At 67.3% G+C, this 17407-nt stretch carries 12 protein-coding genes and 1 riboswitch; of the genes, 8 read left to right on the forward strand and 4 right to left on the reverse strand.

Annotation, left to right across the window (positions count from 1 at the left end; genetic code table 11):
- The first annotated feature begins 120 nt into the window (after positions 1 to 120).
- Both BKE09_RS11520 and BKE09_RS11525 read left to right on the forward strand, forming a co-directional pair.
- Positions 121 to 2268, forward strand: coding sequence for a S46 family peptidase (locus BKE09_RS11520; protein WP_014038981.1), 2148 nt, complete (start codon positions 121 to 123; stop codon positions 2266 to 2268).
- A gap of 163 nt (positions 2269 to 2431) precedes the next feature.
- Positions 2432 to 5878 carry a PAS domain-containing hybrid sensor histidine kinase/response regulator gene (locus BKE09_RS11525; protein ID WP_075675824.1) on the forward strand — a complete coding sequence of 1149 codons (3447 nt, stop codon included), beginning with the start codon at positions 2432 to 2434 and terminating at the stop codon, positions 5876 to 5878.
- A gap of 92 nt (positions 5879 to 5970) precedes the next feature.
- Here the strand turns inward: BKE09_RS11525 and BKE09_RS11530 are convergent, their stop codons facing one another.
- From BKE09_RS11530 to acs, 3 genes are all read right to left on the reverse strand, one after another.
- On the reverse strand, positions 5971 to 6546 hold the full coding sequence (locus BKE09_RS11530; RefSeq protein WP_010482394.1) for a manganese efflux pump MntP family protein: 576 nt from the start codon (positions 6544 to 6546) through the stop codon (positions 5971 to 5973).
- Between the two features lie 88 nt (positions 6547 to 6634).
- Positions 6635 to 6724: riboswitch (yybP-ykoY riboswitch) on the reverse strand.
- Positions 6725 to 6957: 233 nt separating this feature from the next.
- Entirely contained in the window at positions 6958 to 7623 is a 666-nt protein-coding gene (locus BKE09_RS11535) for a response regulator transcription factor (protein ID WP_006477308.1), read from the reverse strand.
- Between the two features lie 81 nt (positions 7624 to 7704).
- Positions 7705 to 9648 (reverse strand): acetate--CoA ligase, encoded by a 1944-nt coding sequence (gene acs / locus BKE09_RS11540; protein WP_075675825.1) that lies wholly within the window; start codon positions 9646 to 9648, stop codon positions 7705 to 7707.
- A 245-nt stretch (positions 9649 to 9893) separates the two neighbouring features.
- Between acs and BKE09_RS11545 the strand changes: the two genes are divergently transcribed.
- From BKE09_RS11545 to xth, 4 genes are all read left to right on the forward strand, one after another.
- Positions 9894 to 11321 carry a DcaP family trimeric outer membrane transporter gene (locus BKE09_RS11545; protein WP_075675826.1) on the forward strand — a complete coding sequence of 476 codons (1428 nt, stop codon included), beginning with the start codon at positions 9894 to 9896 and terminating at the stop codon, positions 11319 to 11321.
- 131 nt (positions 11322 to 11452) lie between these two features.
- Positions 11453 to 13117, forward strand: coding sequence for an MFS transporter (locus BKE09_RS11550; RefSeq protein ID WP_049446920.1), 1665 nt, complete (start codon positions 11453 to 11455; stop codon positions 13115 to 13117).
- 213 nt (positions 13118 to 13330) lie between these two features.
- Positions 13331 to 14740 carry a coniferyl aldehyde dehydrogenase gene (locus BKE09_RS11555; RefSeq protein ID WP_075675827.1) on the forward strand — a complete coding sequence of 470 codons (1410 nt, stop codon included), beginning with the start codon at positions 13331 to 13333 and terminating at the stop codon, positions 14738 to 14740.
- Positions 14741 to 14903: 163 nt separating this feature from the next.
- Entirely contained in the window at positions 14904 to 15671 is a 768-nt protein-coding gene (xth, locus tag BKE09_RS11560) for an exodeoxyribonuclease III (RefSeq protein ID WP_014038975.1), read from the forward strand.
- A 73-nt stretch (positions 15672 to 15744) separates the two neighbouring features.
- On the opposite strand, the gene BKE09_RS11565 is transcribed toward xth, so the two are convergent.
- Positions 15745 to 15996 carry a GlsB/YeaQ/YmgE family stress response membrane protein gene (locus BKE09_RS11565; RefSeq protein WP_005411656.1) on the reverse strand — a complete coding sequence of 84 codons (252 nt, stop codon included), beginning with the start codon at positions 15994 to 15996 and terminating at the stop codon, positions 15745 to 15747.
- Between the two features lie 84 nt (positions 15997 to 16080).
- On the opposite strand from BKE09_RS11565, the gene BKE09_RS11570 reads away from it, so the two are divergent.
- Both BKE09_RS11570 and rsmG read left to right on the forward strand, forming a co-directional pair.
- Positions 16081 to 16680 (forward strand): 4'-phosphopantetheinyl transferase superfamily protein, encoded by a 600-nt coding sequence (locus BKE09_RS11570; RefSeq protein ID WP_014038974.1) that lies wholly within the window; start codon positions 16081 to 16083, stop codon positions 16678 to 16680.
- 39 nt (positions 16681 to 16719) lie between these two features.
- A complete protein-coding gene (gene rsmG / locus BKE09_RS11575; RefSeq protein ID WP_049442096.1) occupies positions 16720 to 17358 on the forward strand; it encodes a 16S rRNA (guanine(527)-N(7))-methyltransferase RsmG in 639 nt (212 codons plus the stop codon).
- Positions 17359 to 17407 lie beyond the last annotated feature (49 nt).

A 17407-nucleotide genomic window follows, 5' to 3' on the forward strand; every position in this document is an offset into this window, starting at 1 on the left:
ACGTCCGATGTGCAGAAAACGGCAATTCTAGGAGTGCGACGCAGGCCTGACTATCGGGCGTTGCCCGACAGCGCCCCACGGGCTATGGTCCCGGGCTGTTCTGTCGTACCGGATTGCCTCATGTCACCACGCAAAGCCCTTCCCACCGCCCTGGCCCTGGGCCTGACCCTCGCCGCCGGTGCCCACGCCGATGAAGGCATGTGGATGCCGACCCAGCTGCCGGAACTGGCCAAACCGCTCCAGGCTGCAGGCTTCAAGGGCAATCCGGCCGACCTGGCCAATGTCACTGCACCGCCGCTGAGCGCGGTGGTGCGTGCCGGTGGTGGCACCGGCTCGTTCGTGTCCAGCGATGGCCTGCTGCTGACCAACCACCACGTGGCGATGGGCGTGATCCAGTACAACAGCTCGCCCGAGCACGACCTGATCAACGGTGGCTTCATCGCCAGGGACCGCGCCGACGAGCGCCCGGCCAACCCGGACTTCCGCGTACTGGTCACCGTCGGCTTCGACAAGGTGACCGACCAGGTTCTGGCGCAGGCGCGTGGCAAGACCGGCCGTGCCTACTTCGATGCCGTGGATGCGGCCAGCAAGCAGATCGTGGCCGAGTGCGAGAAGGACGGCAGCGTGCGCTGCTCGGTGGCCAACATGTACTACGGCACCGATTTCTACCGCATCGCCCAGCTGGAGTTGAGCGACGTGCGCCTGGTGTACGCGCCGCCGCGTGCGATCGGCAATTACGGCGATGAGATTGACAACTTCATGTGGCCGCGCCACACCGGCGACTTCACCCTGCTGCGCGCTTACGTGGGCAAGGACGGCAAGCCGGCCGCCTACAGCAAGGACAACGTGCCCTACCAGGCGCCGGCGCACCTGCAGATGTCGGTGGAAGGGCCGAAGGAAGGCGACTACGCGATGCTGGCTGGTTACCCGGGCATCACCTACCGCCACCGCACCGCCGCCGAATTCGCTGGCCAGATCGATACCGTGCTGCCGCGCCGCGTGTCGGTGTTCCAGCAGATGATCGACACCATCGAGGCGGCCAGCGCCAAGGATGCGCAGGCGCGTACCCGCTACGCCTCGCAGCTGCAGTCGCTGAAGAACAACCGCAAGCGCGCCGCGGGTGAGCTGGAAGGCCTGCTGCGCAGCGACGCCAAGGCCCAGCGTGCGGCTGACGAGACGGCCATGCTGGCCGCCACCGACCGCAAGTACCAGGGCGACATCAAGGCGCTGCTGGCCAACCTGTCGCAGGGTGCGGCGGTGGGTGAGCGTGACCTGCTGCTGGAGCAGATGGCCGCGCAGAGCCAGCTGCTGCGCTCGGCGCTGCTGCTGGAACGCCTGCGCATCGAATCGACCAAGCCGGACGCACAGCGCGAGAGCGGCTACCAGCAGCGCGATCAGGCGATGATCGAAGGCGTGCTCAAGCAGGTCCAGCGCCGCTACGCGCCGGAGGTCGAGAAGGCCCTGCTGACCACCCTGCTGACCCGCTACCAGCAGCTGCCGGACGCGCAGCGCGTGGCCGAGTTCGACGCCGCCTTCGGCCGTACCCCGCAGCAGCTGGCAGCGGCGCTGGATTCCCTGTACGCCGGCACCCAGCTGGGTGAGGAGGCGCAGCGCCTGTCCCGTTTCGCTGCGGCCCGCGAAGGCAAGGCACTGGCCGCCGATCCGCTGATCGCCGTGGCCGGCCCGCTGGTGGCCGCGCAGCTGCGCATCGAGAACGAGAGCAAGACCCGCGAAGGCGAGCAGCTGCGCCTGCGCCCGGCCTACATGCAGGCGCTGTTCGCCTGGCGTGCCAAGCAGGGCCGCGCGGTGTACCCGGATGCCAACCGCACCCTGCGCATCAGCTACGGCAAGGTCGAAGCGCTGCATCCGCGCGACGGCGTGACCTACTCGCCGGTGACCACCGTGGCCGGCATCGTCGAGAAGAACACCAACGCCTATCCGTTCGATGCCCCCAAGCCGCTGCTGGCCGCGATCGCCAAGGGTGACTTCGGCAGCACCGCCGACCCGGCGCTGAAGACCCAGACGGTCAACTTCCTGACCAACCTGGATACCACCGGCGGCAACTCCGGCTCGCCGGTGCTCAACGCCAAGGGCGAACTGATCGGCCTGAACTTCGACAGCAACTGGGAGTCGGTCAGCGCCAGCTGGTGGTTCGACCCGCGCTACAAGCGCGCCGTGCACGTGGACATGCGTTACCTGCGCTGGCTGCTGGCCAAGGTCTACCCGGCACCGGAACTGCTGAAGGAAATGGGCGTGCCGGCCCAGTAACGCCGGCTCCTGGTGGGTGCCCACCGTTGGTGGGCACGGAGGCCTCCGTCACGACCAACGGTCGTGACCCACCGTCATGCCACCCTTGCGCCCCTCCGTCGTGACCTACCATCACGACCAACGGTCGTGATCTACTGGCCCCTGTCCTGACGGAAACGCACGCGTGGTCTCCAGCTGGATCCTGCTGCTGGTCTCGGTTGCCTATGCCGCGCTGCTGTTCGGCGTGGCGTGGTGGGGCGACCGTCGGCCGATGTACCCCGACCGGCCGTGGCTGCGGCCGGTGGTCTACAGCCTGGCGCTGGCCGTGTATTGCTCGTCGTGGACCTTCTACGGTGCGGTCGGTACCGCCGTGCGCAACGGCGTGGGCTACCTGCCCATCTACATCGGTCCGTTGCTGCTGCTGCTGTTCGGCTGGCGCATCATCGAGCGCCTGGCGCTGATCGCGCGCAGCCAGAACGTGGTCTCCATCGCCGACTTCATCTCTTCGCGCTTCGGCCGCTCGCGGCGGCTGGCGGCGCTGGTGGCGATCATCGCGCTGATCGGCATCATTCCGTACCTCGCCCTGCAGTACAAAGCGGTGGCGATGAGCCTGCAGGTGCTGACCGGCAACACCGGCCCGACCGGCTTCTTCACCGATCCCGCGCTGTACGTGGCGCTGCTGATGGCATTGTTCGCCACCCTGTTCGGTACCCGCCAGGTCGATGCCACCGAGCACCATCACGGCATGATGCTGGCGATCGCCTTCGAATCGGTGATCAAGCTGCTGGCGATGCTGGCCGTGGGCGTGTTCGCCTACCTGTGGCTGAGCAACCGCACCGACGCGGTGGTCGAGTCGGTGCATACGCTGTTCACCGGCCTGCCGCCGGTGGGTTTCATCTCGCAGACCCTGCTCAGTTTCCTCGCCATCATCTGCCTGCCGCGCCAGTTCCACGTGGCCGTGGTCGAGTGCGGCGATGTGCGCGACGTGCGCCGCGCGCGCTGGATGTTCGGCGGCTACCTGGTGCTGATCTCGGGCATGGTGCTGCCGATCGCCACCGCCGGCGTGACCCTGTTCGGCACCGGTGGCAGCGTCGCCGACGATTCGATGGTGCTGGCCCTGCCACTGGCCGAGGGCCGCAACGCGCTGGCGCTGATCGCCTATGTGGGCGGCTTCTCGGCGGCCACCGGCATGGTCATCGTGTCGTCGATCGCGCTGGCCACCATGGTCAGCAACGACCTGGTGATGCCGGTGCTGCTGCGCCGTAGCGGTGACCACCAGGAGGCCGCCGACGTGGCCTCGCGCGTGCTGTGGATCCGCCGCCTGGCGATCCTGCTGCTGGCGCTGATGGCGTACAGCTATTACCGCACCAGCAGCAACGACAGCACGCTGGCCTCGTATGGCCTGATGGCGTTCGCAGCGGTGGCGCAGTTCGCGCCCGGCCTGATCGGTGGCCTGTACTGGCGTGGCGCCAGTCGTCGTGGCGTCGAGACGGGCATGCTGCTTGGCTTCGCCACCTGGCTGTACACCTTGCTGCTGCCGGCGATGACCATGGCCGGCTGGGTCGATGCTGGCTGGGTGCAACACGGCCCGTTCGGCATCGAGTGGCTGCGGCCGCAGCAGTTGTTCGGCATGACCGGCTGGGATCCGCTGACCCACGGCACGTTCTGGTCGCTGCTGGTCAATGCGGCGACGATGATGCTGGTGTCCGCACGCTGGCGGCCCGGTGTCGACGAGCGGCTGCGTGCCGCACCGTTCCTCGACCCGTATGCCGAGCGCCCGTCGGTGGCCGGTGGCTGGCCGGGTCACGTGCACGTGGGTGACCTGCTGGCGCTGGCCTCGCGCGTGGTTGGTGAACGCCACGCACGGCGCTCGTTCTTCGAGCAGGCGCAGTCGCTGGGGCGTGAGCTTCAATCCTCGGCGCCTGCGGACCGGCCGTGGGTGCAGTTCACCGAGCGCCTGCTGGCCGCGTCGATCGGTGCGGCGTCGGCGCGCCTGCTGCTGACCAGCCTGCTGCGGGGCTCGGGCATGGACCTGGGCGAAGTGGTGGCGGTGCTGGACGAAGCCGGGCAGGAACTGCGCTTCAACCGCGAGATCCTGTCGACCACGCTGGAGAACATCAGCGCCGGGGTCAGCGTGGTCGACCCGGACATGCGCCTGACCGCATGGAACCGCCGCTACCAGGACATGTTCGGCTACCCCGACGGCATGCTCTACGTGGGCCGTCCGGTGGCCGACCTGATCCGCTACAACGCCGAGCGTGGCGAGCTGGGCGAGGGCGATATCGAAGTGCAGATCAACCGCCGCATCGGCTACATGCGCGCCGGTTCACCGCACGTGTTCGAGCGCACCCGCAGCGACGGCAAGGTGATCGAGATGCGCGGGCAGGCGCTGCCCGGTGGCGGCTACGTGACCAGCTACAACGACATCACCGATTACAAGCACGCGGAAAAAGCGCTGCTGGAAGCCAACGAGACGCTGGAACAGCGCGTGGCCGAGCGCTCGCATGAGGCTGAGGTCGCGCAGCAGTCGAAGACCCGCTTCCTGGCGGCGATCAGCCATGACGTGCTGCAGCCGCTGAACGCAGCGCGCCTGTTCGCCTCGGCACTGCGCGACAGTGATCACGTGAGTGACGAGCAGAAGCATCTGGCCGAGCGCGTGGATGCGTCGCTGCGCGCGGCCGAAGAACTGCTGGATGGCCTGCTGGATGTGTCGCGGCTGGATGCCGGCGGCCTGCACCCGGTGATCGGCGAGTTCGACGTGAGTGCGCTGATGCGCGAGCTGGCCGCGCAGTACACCCCGGTTGCTGCCGGCCGTGGCCTGCGCCTGGACCTGTTCGCACGCCCGGCATGGGTGCGCAGTGACCGCCGCCTGCTGCGCCGCATGCTGCAGAATTTCCTGGCCAATGCGCTGCGTTACACCCGCCAGGGCCGCATCGTGCTGGCCGTGCGCCAGCGCGGCGACGAAGTGGAACTGCAGGTATGGGATACCGGGCCCGGCATTCCCGAGCACCACATGCGGCAGATCTTCGACGAGTTCCACCGCTACCAGCAGCCGTTCGACTGGGGCGAGCAGGGCCTGGGCCTGGGCCTGTCGATCTGCCAGCGCATCTCGCGCCTGCTTGACCATCGATTGAACGCACGCAGCCGGGTCGGCAAGGGCTCGATGTTCTCGATCATCCTGCCGCGGGTGGCGCCGCTGCCGGGTTACACCGAGCTGGCCACGCCGGTACCGGCCGTGGCCGCACCGGTACGCAGCGATTCGCTGGCTGGCCTGCGCGTGCTGTGCGTGGACAACGACGAGGAGATCCTCGACGGCATGCGCGCACTGCTCGGCCGTTGGCAGGTGCAGGTGATCACCGCCGCCACCGTCGACCAGGCGCTGGAGAAGATCGCCGAGCGCCCGCAGGTGATGCTGGTGGATTACCACCTGCACGACCGCATGGATGGCCTGGACGCACTGGTAGCGCTGCGCGAGGCGGCCGGTTACCCGCTGCCGGGTGCACTGCTGACCGCCGATGGCCGCGATGAGCTGAAGCGGATGGCGCGCGAGCGTGGCTATCGCGTGCTGACCAAGCCGATCAAGCCGGCCTCGCTGCGCGCCTTCCTGGGCGCGCTGCGCGATGCGCAGTAGTGCCGGCCGCCCGGCAGTAGATCCACGCCATGCGTGGATATGACGTCTGGTAGTGCCGGCCGCTGGCCGGCAACCACGTAATCGCGGGTGCGTTACCCCACGCCGTGCAGGTGTTCGTACAGGATCGTCGCACCGATGATCACCAGGATCACGCCGCCGATGATCTCGGCACGCTTGCCGACCATGCTGCCCAGTACGCGGCCGAGCATGATGCCGACGGTGACCATGGTCAGCGTGCACAGGCCGATCACCGCAGCCATCACGCCGATATGCACGTCCATGAAAGCCAGGCCGATACCCACCGCCATCGCGTCGATGCTGGTGGCGAAACCGGTCAGCGCCAGCTTCCAGAACCCGTGGTGCTGCGAGGGATCCTCGTCTTCCTCGGCACTGTCCGGGCGCAGGCCGTTGTAGATCATGTGGATGCCCAGCGCGCCGAGCAGGCCGAAGGCGATCCAGTGGTCGAAGGCTTCGACGTACTGCAGGGCGGCACGGCCGAGCAGCCAGCCGATGATGGGCGTGATCGCTTCGATGACGCCGAAGATGATGCCTGCACGCAGTGCATCGCGGAACACCGGCTTGCGCATGGCCGCACCCTTGCCGATTGCAGCGGCGAAGGCATCGGTGGACATGGCAAAGCCGATCAGGAGGATCGAAATGGGGGACATGGGCGGCGGCTGAGGTCGGGCTAGGACGGACGCACGGCCTGCGCTCGCGCCCAACCTGACGTTGCGCGCGCGGGCCGCTGGTCTCGCCAACCATCATGGTTGTCCACGCCACGGCGCACTGGCCGAGTATGTTGACGTGGACGATTCCTGCGAAGGAATCCGGCTACTCCCCAAGGGGACGCGAAGCTTAGCATCGCGATCCGCGCGTGGCGCATTTCCAGCGAAACGCGCAGGCAGGGCTGGTTTGTATAGCGATGGCTATATCGAGAGCGCAGCGGTGCCTGGTAGTGCCGGCCGCTGGCCGGCAGGTGCAACGTCAAAAGCGTGCCAAGCAAGCTTGGCACCTACCAGTGCGGTTTCAGATGATGTCGCGCGTTTCAGGGGATTGCCGGCCAGCGGCCGGCACTACCTTCAGTCTTCTTCCGGCGGCAGCACGATGGCGTCGTCGTCGATGGCCAGCTTGCCGGCCATCAGCACGGCCTGGGTGCGGTTGGTCACGCCCAGCTTGCGCAGGATGGCGGTGACGTGGGCCTTGATCGTCGCTTCGGAGACGTTGAGGTCGTAGGCGATCTGCTTGTTCAAGCGCCCAGCGCCGAGCATCTGCAAGACGCGGAACTGCTGCGGGGTCAGCTCGCGCAGGCGCTGGCCGACTTCGCGTTCTTCGCTGCCGGTGGGCGGCACGTTGTGTGCTTCCGGCGGTGCCCAGGTCTCACCATCGAGGATGGTGCCCAGCGCGTGACCGATGGTGTCCGAGTCGGCCGACTTCGGAATGAAGCCCAGCGCGCCGTGGTCGAGCGCGCGGCGCATCACCGTGGCTTCTTCGCGTGCGGACACCACCACTACCGGCAGGTGCGGATGCAGCGAGCGCATGTGCACCAGGGCGTTGAAACCCTGCGCACCGGGCATGTTGAGATCCATCAGGACCAGGTCGGCGTCGTTGTGCTGGTCGGCCAGTGCGTACAGCGCTTCCACGCTGTCGGCCTCGAACAGCTGCACGCCGGGGATGACCCGCTGCACGGCCCCACGCAGGGCTTCGCGGAACAGCGGGTGGTCATCGGCAATCAGGAGGGTGGTCATGGTCGGGGGGAACCGTGGGGGGAAACTCCATGGGGTCAGAGCCCTTTCCTGGCGGAAAGGGCTCTGACCCCGGGTGATGCATCAGCGCACCTTGCGCTCGTCCACCAGCGACGCCACCACCGACGGGTCGGCCAGGGTCGAGGTGTCGCCGAGCTGGTCCGGCGCGTTCTCGGCGATCTTGCGCAGGATGCGGCGCATGATCTTGCCCGAGCGGGTCTTCGGCAGGCCTGGCGCCCACTGCAGGTGGTCCGGCGTGGCGATCGGGCCGATCTCCTTGCGCACCCAGGCGACCAGTTCCTTCTGCAGCTCATCGCTCGGTGCTTCTTCGGCCACCAGGGTGACGTAGGCGTAGATGCCCTGGCCCTTCACGTCGTGCGGGAAGCCGACCACGGCCGCTTCGGCCACCTTCGGGTGCGAGACCAGCGCGCTTTCCACTTCGGCGGTGCCGATGCGGTGGCCGGACACGTTGATCACATCGTCGACGCGGCCGGTGATCCAGTAGTAGCCGTCCTCGTCGCGGCGGCAACCGTCGCCGGTGAAGTAGCTGCCCGGGTAGGTGCGGAAATACGTATCGATGAAACGCTGGTGGTCGCCGTACACCGTGCGCATCTGGCCCGGCCAGGAATCGCGGATGATCAGGTTGCCCTCGGTCGGGCCGTCCTGGATCTCGCCATCGGCGTTGACCAGCGCCGGCTGCACGCCGAAGAAGGGCAGGGTGGCCGAACCCGGCTTCAGATCCATCGCGCCGGCCAGCGGCGAGATCAGGATGCCGCCGGTTTCGGTCTGCCACCAGGTATCGACGATCGGGCAACGGCTGTCGCCGACCACTTCGTAGTACCAGCGCCAGGCTTCCGGGTTGATCGGTTCGCCGACACTGCCGAGCAGGCGCAGCGATGCGCGCGAGGTCTTCTTCACCGGCTCCTCGCCTTCGCGCATCAGTGCACGGATGGCGGTCGGGGCGGTGTAGAAGATGCTCACCTTGTGCTTGTCGATGACGTTCCAGAAACGCGAGGTGTCCGGGTAGTTCGGCACGCCTTCGAACATCAGCGAGGTCGCGCCGTTGGCCAGCGGCCCGTACACGATGTAGCTGTGGCCGGTGACCCAGCCGACGTCGGCGGTGCACCAGTAGATGTCGTCCTCGCGCAGGTCGAACACCGCTTCATGGGTGTAGGCCGCGTACAGCAGGTAGCCGCCGGTGGTGTGCAGCACGCCCTTCGGCTTGCCGGTGGAACCGGAGGTGTAGAGGATGAACAGTGGATCTTCCGCGTTCATGCGTTCCGGCTCGCAGGTAGCCGGCTGGCTGTCCACCACATCGTGGAACCAGCGGTCGCGCGGCGCCTGCATGTCCACCGCGCCGCCGGTATGGCGCACCACCAGCACGGTTTCCACGGTGTTGGTGCCGGGCAGTTTCAGCGCGGCATCGACGTTGGCCTTCAGCGGAATCCTGCGGCCACCGCGCAGGCCTTCGTCGGCGGTGATGATCAGCTTGCTCTGGCAGTCGCTGACACGGTCGGCGATCGAGTTCGGCGCGAAGCCACCGAACACCACCGAGTGGATCGCGCCGATGCGCGCGCAGGCCAGCATGGCCACGGCGGCGTCGACGATCATCGGCAGGTAGATGGTAACGCGGTCGCCCTTCTTGACGCCGAGGTTGCGCAGCGCGTTGCCGAGGCGGCAGGTGCGCTCGTACAGCTCGCGATAGCTCACGTGCTGGGCCGGTGCATCCGGGCCATCCGGCTCGAACAGCAGGGCGGTCTTGTCGCCGCGCGTGTCCAGCTGGCGATCCAGGCAGTTCACGCTGGCATTGAGCTCGCCATCCTCGAACCACTTGATGTGGAAGTCGGACAGGTCATAGCTGACGTTCTTGATCTTCGTCGGCTTGCGCATCCATTGCAGGCGCTCGGCGGCCTTGCCCCAGAAACCATCCGGGTCGGTCACTGAAGCCTGGTACTGCTGTTCGTACGACGTCTTGTCGATGCGTGCCTTGGCGGCGAACTGCGGATCGACGGGGTAGATATCAGCCATGGCACCCTCACTTGCACGTTGACTTTGTGTGTGCGGTCGCAGCATTGCGGCGACCGATCCCCCTCAGTTTGCCCCATCCACCCCCGGCCGCGTCACCACCCTGGTTAGACCATGGTCGAAAGTGAGCGCCCAGCAGGGCCGGGTTCGACCAATGGCGAATAGCCGCTGTGCGTGAACGCCCCGCAGTCTCGGCTCGACCGTGCCCCACGCGCGGCATCACCTTGCCACTTGGGAGAGAGGGCAACATGAGCCACCGTACGTTGAAAGCCGTGCGCAAACCTTTGGCGGCCTGCCTGTTGGTCGCCCTGGTCGCACCGGGCATGGCGTTCGCAGAGACCGCCAAAGAGAAAGCACTGGAAGCACGCGTTGCCGAACTGGAACGCCAGGTCCAGCTGCTGCTGTCTTCGCAGCAACAACAACAGACCCAGATCAGCCAGACCCAGCAGGCGGTGACCGAAGTCCGCACGGTGCAGGCCGAGCAGAAGCCGGTCGCACAGGTGCCGGCCGGCAAGCAGCCGATCCAGGTCACCACCATCACCCCGGGCGCGGCGCCGGGCACCACGGTCAAGATCGGCGGCTTCATCAAGGCCGACTTCCTGGCCACCCAGACCAGCGATGGCCAGCTGGCCGACGACGCCACCGGCCGCTCGCTGTACTTGCCGGGCCAGACCCCGGTGGAGGGCGCCGGCGGCAGCGGCAAGCGTTCGGGCACCGACTTCAACGCCCACGCCAAGTTCTCGCGCTTCAACCTGGGCATCGACAATGTGAGAGAATCGGGCAACAAGGCCGGTGCGTTCTTCGAGATGGACTTCTTCGGCAACTCGCTGGGCAACCAGACCGCCACCAATACCTATGGCGTGACCCTGCGCCACGCCTACATGTACTGGAACAACTGGCTGGCCGGCCAGACCTGGTCCAACTTCATGGACGCGGCCGCGCTGCCCGAAGCGGTCGACTTCGTCGGCCCCACCGACGGCGTGATCTTCGTGCGCCAGGCCCAGGTGCGCTACACCCAGGGTGGCTTCAGCGTCGCGCTGGAAAACCCGGAAACCACCACGCTCACCGGTACCCGCAACCCGGTCACCGGCGCCTGGACCAACACCAGCGCCAACTCCGATCGTGGCAGCCTGCCTGATCTGACGATGCGTTACGGCTGGAAAGGCGACTGGGGCACCTTCGGTGTCGGCGGCATCGTCCGTCAGCTGAAGGTCGACAACCAGGCCACCGGCGCCAAGGCCGACAAGGTGGCTGGCGGCCTGACCCTGGGCGGCAAGTGGGTGATGGGTGACAGCGATTCGCTGCACTACCAGCTGACCGGCGGCGAAGGCATCGCCCGCTACATCGGCCTGGGCATCACCGCCGACAGCGCCTACGACGTGGCCCGCGACGAGCTCAACCCGACCGGCGTGCTTGCCGGCTACGTGGGCTGGCGGCATGCGTTCTCGCCGAAGCTGCGCACCAACCTGATCTACGCGCGCAGCGACTACGACAACGACAGCATCCTTGGCCCGCTGGTGACCAAGAGCGTGCAGAGCATCCGCGGCAACATCTTCTATTCGCCGCTGCCCAAGGTCGATATCGGTGCAGAGCTGATGTATGGCCGTCGCGAAGTGGAGAACGGCAACAAGGGTGACATCACCCGATTGCAGTTCACCACGAAGTACAGCTTCTAAGAGCGTGCCGGCCAGCGGCCGGCACCTACCGAGATTGAGTGCCGGTCACGGCCGGCACCTACCGAATTGTGTGCCGACCAACGGTCGGCACCCACCGATCCAGGTCGGCATCTACAGAGGGAAAACGTCCCATGTCCAGCACTGCATCAAGCCCGCACAATGCGGCGGGCACCCTGACCAAGGGCCACAAGAAAGTCATCTTTGCCTCGAGCCTCGGCACGGTGTTCGAGTGGTATGACTTCTTCCTGTACGGCTCGCTCGCCGCCATCATCGCCAAGCAGTTCTTCAGTGGCGTCAATGAAACCACGGGCATGATCTTCGCCCTGCTGGCGTTTGCCGCCGGCTTCTTCGTGCGTCCGTTCGGTGCGGCCTTCTTCGGCAGCCTCGGCGACCGCATCGGCCGCAAGTACACCTTCCTGGTCACCATCCTGATCATGGGCATCTCGACCTTCCTGGTCGGTGTGTTGCCCAACTACGCCTCGATCGGCTTCGCCGCACCGGTGATCCTGATCATCCTGCGCCTGGCCCAGGGCCTGGCGATGGGCGGCGAGTACGGTGGTGCCGCCACCTACGTGGCCGAGCATGCGCCGGACGACAAGCGCGGCCTGTACACCAGCTTCATCCAGTGCACCGCCACGCTCGGCCTGTTCATGTCGCTGCTGATCATCCTGGCCTGCCGCTACTTCCTCGGCAACGAAGCCTTCGAAGCCTGGGGCTGGCGCATTCCGTTCCTGGTCTCGATCCTGCTGCTGGGCGTGTCGGTGTGGATCCGTCTGCAGCTGAGCGAATCGCCGCTGTTCCAGCAGATGAAGTCCGAGGGCAAGGGTTCCAAGACCCCGTTCCGTGACAGCCTGAAGGGCGGCAACCTGAAGCTGATGCTGCTGGTCCTGCTGGGTGCCGCAGCCGGCCAGGCGGTGGTGTGGTACGGCGGCCAGTTCTACGCGCTGTTCTTCCTCAGCAGCATGCTGAAGGTCGATGCCACCACTTCCTACCTGCTGATCGCCGCCGCGCTGGCGCTGGGCGTGCCGTTCTTCATCTTCTTCGGCTGGCTGTCCGACCGCATTGGCCGCAAGAAGATCATCCTGGCCGGCTGCCTGCTGGCGGCTGTTACCTACATCCCGATCTTCAAGGGCCTGACCCACTTCGCCAACCCGGCCATCGAAGAAGCCCGCAGCAGCTCCCCGGCCCTGGTCGTGGCCGATCCGAACACCTGCTCGTTCCAGTTCGATCCGGTCGGCCTGCGCAAGTTCACCAGCTCCTGCGACGTGGCTACCGCCGCGCTGACCAAGGCCGGTGTGCCGTACGACGTGCAGCCCGCCGCCGCCGGTTCGCTGGCGATGGTGAACGTGGGCAGCGCCAGCGTCACCTCGTATGAGGCCGCCGGCCTGACCAAGGAAGACGGCAAGGCCAAGGCCGATGCGTTCGGTGCGGAACTGAAGACCGCCCTGACCACCGCCGGCTACCCGGCCAAGGCCGATGGCGCACGCATCAACATTGCCGGCACCATCTTCATGCTGTGGCTGCTGGTGCTGTACGTGACCATGGTCTACGGCCCGATCGCCGCCTACCTGGTCGAACTGTTCCCGACCCGTATCCGCTACACCTCGATGTCGCTGCCGTACCACATCGGCAACGGCTGGTTCGGTGGCTTCCTGCCGGCGATCTCGTTCGCGCTGGTGGCCGGTACCGGCAACCTGTACTACGGCCTGTGGTACCCCATCATCATCGCGCTGATGTCGGTGGTGATCGGCGGCCTGTTCCTGCGCGAGACCAAGGACGTGGATATCACCAAGTAATCGGTGTGCCGACCAACGGTCGGCACCCACCGGGTTTCAGGGGCCGCGGTACAGACCGCGGCCTTTCTGTTTGTGGGCCGTGCCCACTCGGCTCGCATTCCGGTAGTGCCGGCCGCTGGCCGGCAACCTCATGAATCTCCGCGGACATGAAGCCGTTGCCGGCCAGCGGCCGGCACTACCATTGCGTTGCACAGCACACCGTATAGTCGGGCAATGACCACCACCACGCCGGCCGACCTTCCCGCCCTCCTGCACACCCTGCGCAGCGCCTGGCAGTCGCAGCGCCCGTCGCTGGACCAGCGCGAGAATGACCTGCGCCGCCTGCGCGAGGCGCTGAGGCCACGCTTGGACGAGATGGCCCAGGCCATCGCCGAGGACTTCGGGCATCGCGCCCACGTTGAATCGAAGCTGGCCGATGGCATGAGCGTGCTGTCGGCCATCGACCACCTGCGCCGGCACCTGCGGCGCTGGTCGAAGCCGCAACGCGTGGGTGCCGGTTGGCGGCTGTGGCCGGCGCGCGCGCAGCTGCGGCCGACGCCGCTGGGCGTGGTCGGGGTGATCTCGCCCTGGAACTACCCGGTCACGCTGGCGCTGGTGCCGCTGGCCACCGCGATTGCTGCCGGCAACCATGTGCTGCTGAAGCCTTCGGAACACACGCCGCGCACCAGCGCGTTCCTGGCCGATCTGCTGGCCAGTGTGTTCCCGCCCGATCGCGTGACGGTGGTGCAGGGCGGGGCAGACGTGGCCTCCGCGGTGTCCTCGCTGCCGCTGGACCATCTGTTGTTCACCGGCTCGACGGCCGTTGGCCGCAAGGTGATGGCCGCCGCCGCCGAGCATCTGGTACCGGTCACGCTGGAGCTGGGCGGCAAGTCGCCGGCGATTGTCTGCCGCGATTTCCCGCTGGACAAAGCTGCCGCACGGCTCGCCACAGGCAAGTGGTTCAACGCCGGGCAGACCTGCATCGCGCCGGATTACGTGCTGATCGATACCGTGCGCCAGCGTGAGTTCGTGCAGGCGCTGCAGCAGCAGGTACGCGAGCGCTACGGCGACTTCAGCGATGCCGACGATTACACGCGCATCATCAACGAAGGCCAGTACCGGCGCCTGCAGGGCTATCTGGCGCAGGCGCGCGAACGTGGCGTGCCGGTGATTCCGTTGGCGCAGGTGGATGAGGCGCGCGCCGACCGCGAGCGCCTGCTGGTGCCGACCGTGGTGCTGGACCCGCCGGACGACCTGGACCTGATGCGCGAGGAGATCTTCGGGCCGATTCTGCCCGTGCGCGCCTACCCGGACCTGGACGGCGCGCTGGCCGATGTGCTGTCCCGCGACCGGCCGCTGGCGCTGTATCCCTTCAGCCATGACCGGGCCACGGTCGAGCGCATCCTCGGCCAGGTGGTGGCCGGCGGGGTGACGGTCAACGACACGCTGCTGCACTTCGCTGCCGACGGGCTGCCGTTCGGCGGCGTGGGCGCCAGCGGCATGGGCGCGTACCACGGCCGGGCCGGGTTCGATGCGATGAGCAAGCGGCTGCCGGTGCTGTGGCAGTCGCGCTGGGCCGCCAGCGACCGGCTGCGGCCGCCGTATTCGAAGATTGAGGGGTTGTTGAAGTTCCTCTTGCGGTAGTGCCGGCCGCTGGCCGGCAACTGCAGGGTCTTGCCGACGGTTCATGGGGTTGCCGGCCAGCGGCCGGCACTACCGGTGGGTGCCAACCTTGGTTGGCACGCGTGGGCCCGAAGCGCCGACCAGGGGCGGCCTCTACCCAGGCACACCCGGGTAGAATGCCCCCATGAAGATCGCCTCGTGGAACGTCAATTCGCTCAATGTCCGCCTGCCGCACCTGGAGCAGTGGCTCAAGGCGTTCGGCCCGGACATCGTCGGTATCCAGGAAACCAAGCTGGAGGACCACAAGTTCCCCGATTCGGCGCTGATCGGCGCGGGCTACCGCAGCGTGTTCGCCGGCCAGAAGACCTACAACGGCGTGGCGCTGCTGTCGCGTGAGCCGGCGCAGGACGTGCAGATCGGCATTCCCGGCTTCGAGGACGAGCAGAAGCGCGTCATCGCGGGCACCTTCGGCGACCTGCGGGTGATCAATCTGTACGTGGTCAACGGCCAGGACATCGGCACCGACAAGTACGAGTACAAGCTGCGCTGGCTGGAGGCGGTGCATGCCTGGATCGCCGAAGAACTGCAGCGGCACCCGAAGCTGATCGTGATGGGTGATTTCAACATCGCCCCGGACGCGCGCGATGTGCACGACCCGGAGGTGTGGAACGAGAACCACATCCTGACCTCCACCGCCGAGCGCGGCGCGCTCAACAAGCTGCTGCAGCTGGGCCTGCACGATGGCTTCCGCCTGCACAACGACGAGGCCGGTGTGTTCAGCTGGTGGGATTACCGTGCGGCCGGCTTCCGCCGCAACCTGGGCCTGCGCATCGACCTGACCCTGGTCTCCGATGCGCTGAAGGGCAGTGCGGTGGCCTCGGGCATCGACCGCGAGCCGCGTACCTGGGAACGGCCGAGCGATCACGCGCCGGCATGGGTGCAGTTGGGTTGAACGAACGGGGCCCGGCGATTGCCGGGCCCCGTTCTGAAACATCTGCCGGCCAGCGGCCGGCACTACCCTCAGATCACCGTATGCTCTTGCGGGTGAACAGGTTGACGATCGCCAGCAGGATCACCGCACCGATCAGCGAGAACAGGAAGGTGCGGATGGTGATCGCTTCGTTGATGCCGCCGCCGAACAGCCAGCCGGAAATCAGCGCGCCGACGATGCCGACCACGATGTTGAGGATGATGCCCTGCTGGGCATCGCGCTTCATGATGATGCTGGCCAGCCAGCCTACGATGCCGCCGACGATCAGCCAGATGATGATGCCCATGATCGAACCTCCGGTGGGGAACTGTGACCAGTTGACGCGCATGGCCGTGAACCCGTCGTGGAATTGCGTGACGGGCGCGTGCGGATGAGCCTGCCAGCCACCCTCGATGGCCCGTGGCGTTTCGGTCCGGTGACGGTCTGGCGGCGCCCGCACGTGCCGGGCCACCGCGGCGAACCGCAGGCGCGGCAGGTGCTGGCGCAGGCGCTGGGCGCCGACCCGGAGACGCTGCCACTGGTCCGTGATGACAAGGGTCGGCCAGAGCTGAGCGGTGCGTTGGCTCACTACGGCACCGGCTGGAGCCACAGCGGCGAGGTGCTGCTGGTGGCGCTGGGCGAGGGTGTGCGGCTGGGCGTGGACCTGGAGCTGCTGCGGCCGCGGGCCCGCCTGCTGGAGATCGTGCAGCGTTTCTTCCACCCCGAGGAGGTGGCCTGGCTGGAAAGCCTGGACGAGGCCGGGCGCGAGCACTGGTTCTTCCGCGTGTGGTGCGCCAAGGAAGCGATGCTGAAGGCGCACGGGCAGGGCATCTCGTTCGGCCTGCACCGCCTGCAGCTGGCGCCGGGGGCCGATGGCGCCCTGCACCTGCGCTGGTGCGACCCGGAACTGGGCGAAGCCGCGCGCTGGCACCTGCACGAATGGCAGGCCACCGGCCAGTTCCGTGCGGCATTGGCCTGGTATCCACACTGAAGCGGGGAATCAGCGCGCAAAACCGGCGATAATGTCGGCATGAGCGAACACCCACTTCCCGCCAGCGTGTCTGCCACGCTGGAACAGGGCCTGGCCAGCATGGGCCTGGACGCCGCGCTGGCGCCGCCGCTGCTGCGCTACCTGGCCCTGCTGCACCGCTGGAACGGCACCTACAACCTCACCGCCATCCGCGATCCGCAGGAGATGGTCACCCGCCACCTGCTCGATTCGCTGGCGATGCAGCCGTTCGTGGCCGATGGCAGCCTGGCCGACCTCGGCACCGGCCCCGGGTTGCCCGGCATCCCGCTGGCGATCGCCTGCCCGGGCCTGCAGGTCACCCTGGTCGAGAGCAACGGCAAGAAGGCGCGCTTCATGCGCGAGGCCGTGCGCCAGCTCGGCCTGGGCAACGCCCGCGTGGCCGAATCGCGCGCCGAGGCGCTGGACGAGGCCGGCCGCTACGACCAGCTGACCGCGCGCGCGATGGATACCCTGGCCGGCATCGTCCGCGTCGGTGGCCACCTGCTGCGCCCCGGTGGCGTGCTGCTGGCCATGAAGGGCGTCTACCCGCATGAAGAGATCGCGGAGCTGCCGGACGGCTGGCAGGTGCGCGAGGTGACCCCGCTGAGCGTGCCCGGCCTGGCCGGCGAACGCCACCTGGTCACTGTTACAGGCCCCTGATTCCCGCCGCCAGCCCCTTGTGGAACAACGGGTTGGCGATTCACGATTT

This window comes from Stenotrophomonas sp. TD3 (assembly GCF_001939825.1).
Taxonomy (GTDB): Bacteria; Pseudomonadota; Gammaproteobacteria; order Xanthomonadales; family Xanthomonadaceae; genus Stenotrophomonas.

What these genes read in the sequence shown, in the direction of transcription:
- BKE09_RS11520 (WP_014038981.1), top strand. Translation starts at nt 121, where the DNA reads ATGTCACCACGCAAAGCCCTTCCCACCGCCCTGGCCCTGGGCCTGACC.
- BKE09_RS11530 (WP_010482394.1), bottom strand. Translation starts at nt 6,546, where the DNA reads ATGTCCCCCATTTCGATCCTCCTGATCGGCTTTGCCATGTCCACCGAT.
- BKE09_RS11535 (WP_006477308.1), bottom strand. Translation starts at nt 7,623, where the DNA reads ATGACCACCCTCCTGATTGCCGATGACCACCCGCTGTTCCGCGAAGCC.
- acs (WP_075675825.1), bottom strand. Translation starts at nt 9,648, where the DNA reads ATGGCTGATATCTACCCCGTCGATCCGCAGTTCGCCGCCAAGGCACGC.
- BKE09_RS11545 (WP_075675826.1), top strand. Translation starts at nt 9,894, where the DNA reads ATGAGCCACCGTACGTTGAAAGCCGTGCGCAAACCTTTGGCGGCCTGC.
- BKE09_RS11550 (WP_049446920.1), top strand. Translation starts at nt 11,453, where the DNA reads ATGTCCAGCACTGCATCAAGCCCGCACAATGCGGCGGGCACCCTGACC.
- BKE09_RS11555 (WP_075675827.1), top strand. Translation starts at nt 13,331, where the DNA reads ATGACCACCACCACGCCGGCCGACCTTCCCGCCCTCCTGCACACCCTG.
- xth (WP_014038975.1), top strand. Translation starts at nt 14,904, where the DNA reads ATGAAGATCGCCTCGTGGAACGTCAATTCGCTCAATGTCCGCCTGCCG.
- BKE09_RS11565 (WP_005411656.1), bottom strand. Translation starts at nt 15,996, where the DNA reads ATGGGCATCATCATCTGGCTGATCGTCGGCGGCATCGTAGGCTGGCTG.
- BKE09_RS11570 (WP_014038974.1), top strand. Translation starts at nt 16,081, where the DNA reads ATGAGCCTGCCAGCCACCCTCGATGGCCCGTGGCGTTTCGGTCCGGTG.
- rsmG (WP_049442096.1), top strand. Translation starts at nt 16,720, where the DNA reads ATGAGCGAACACCCACTTCCCGCCAGCGTGTCTGCCACGCTGGAACAG.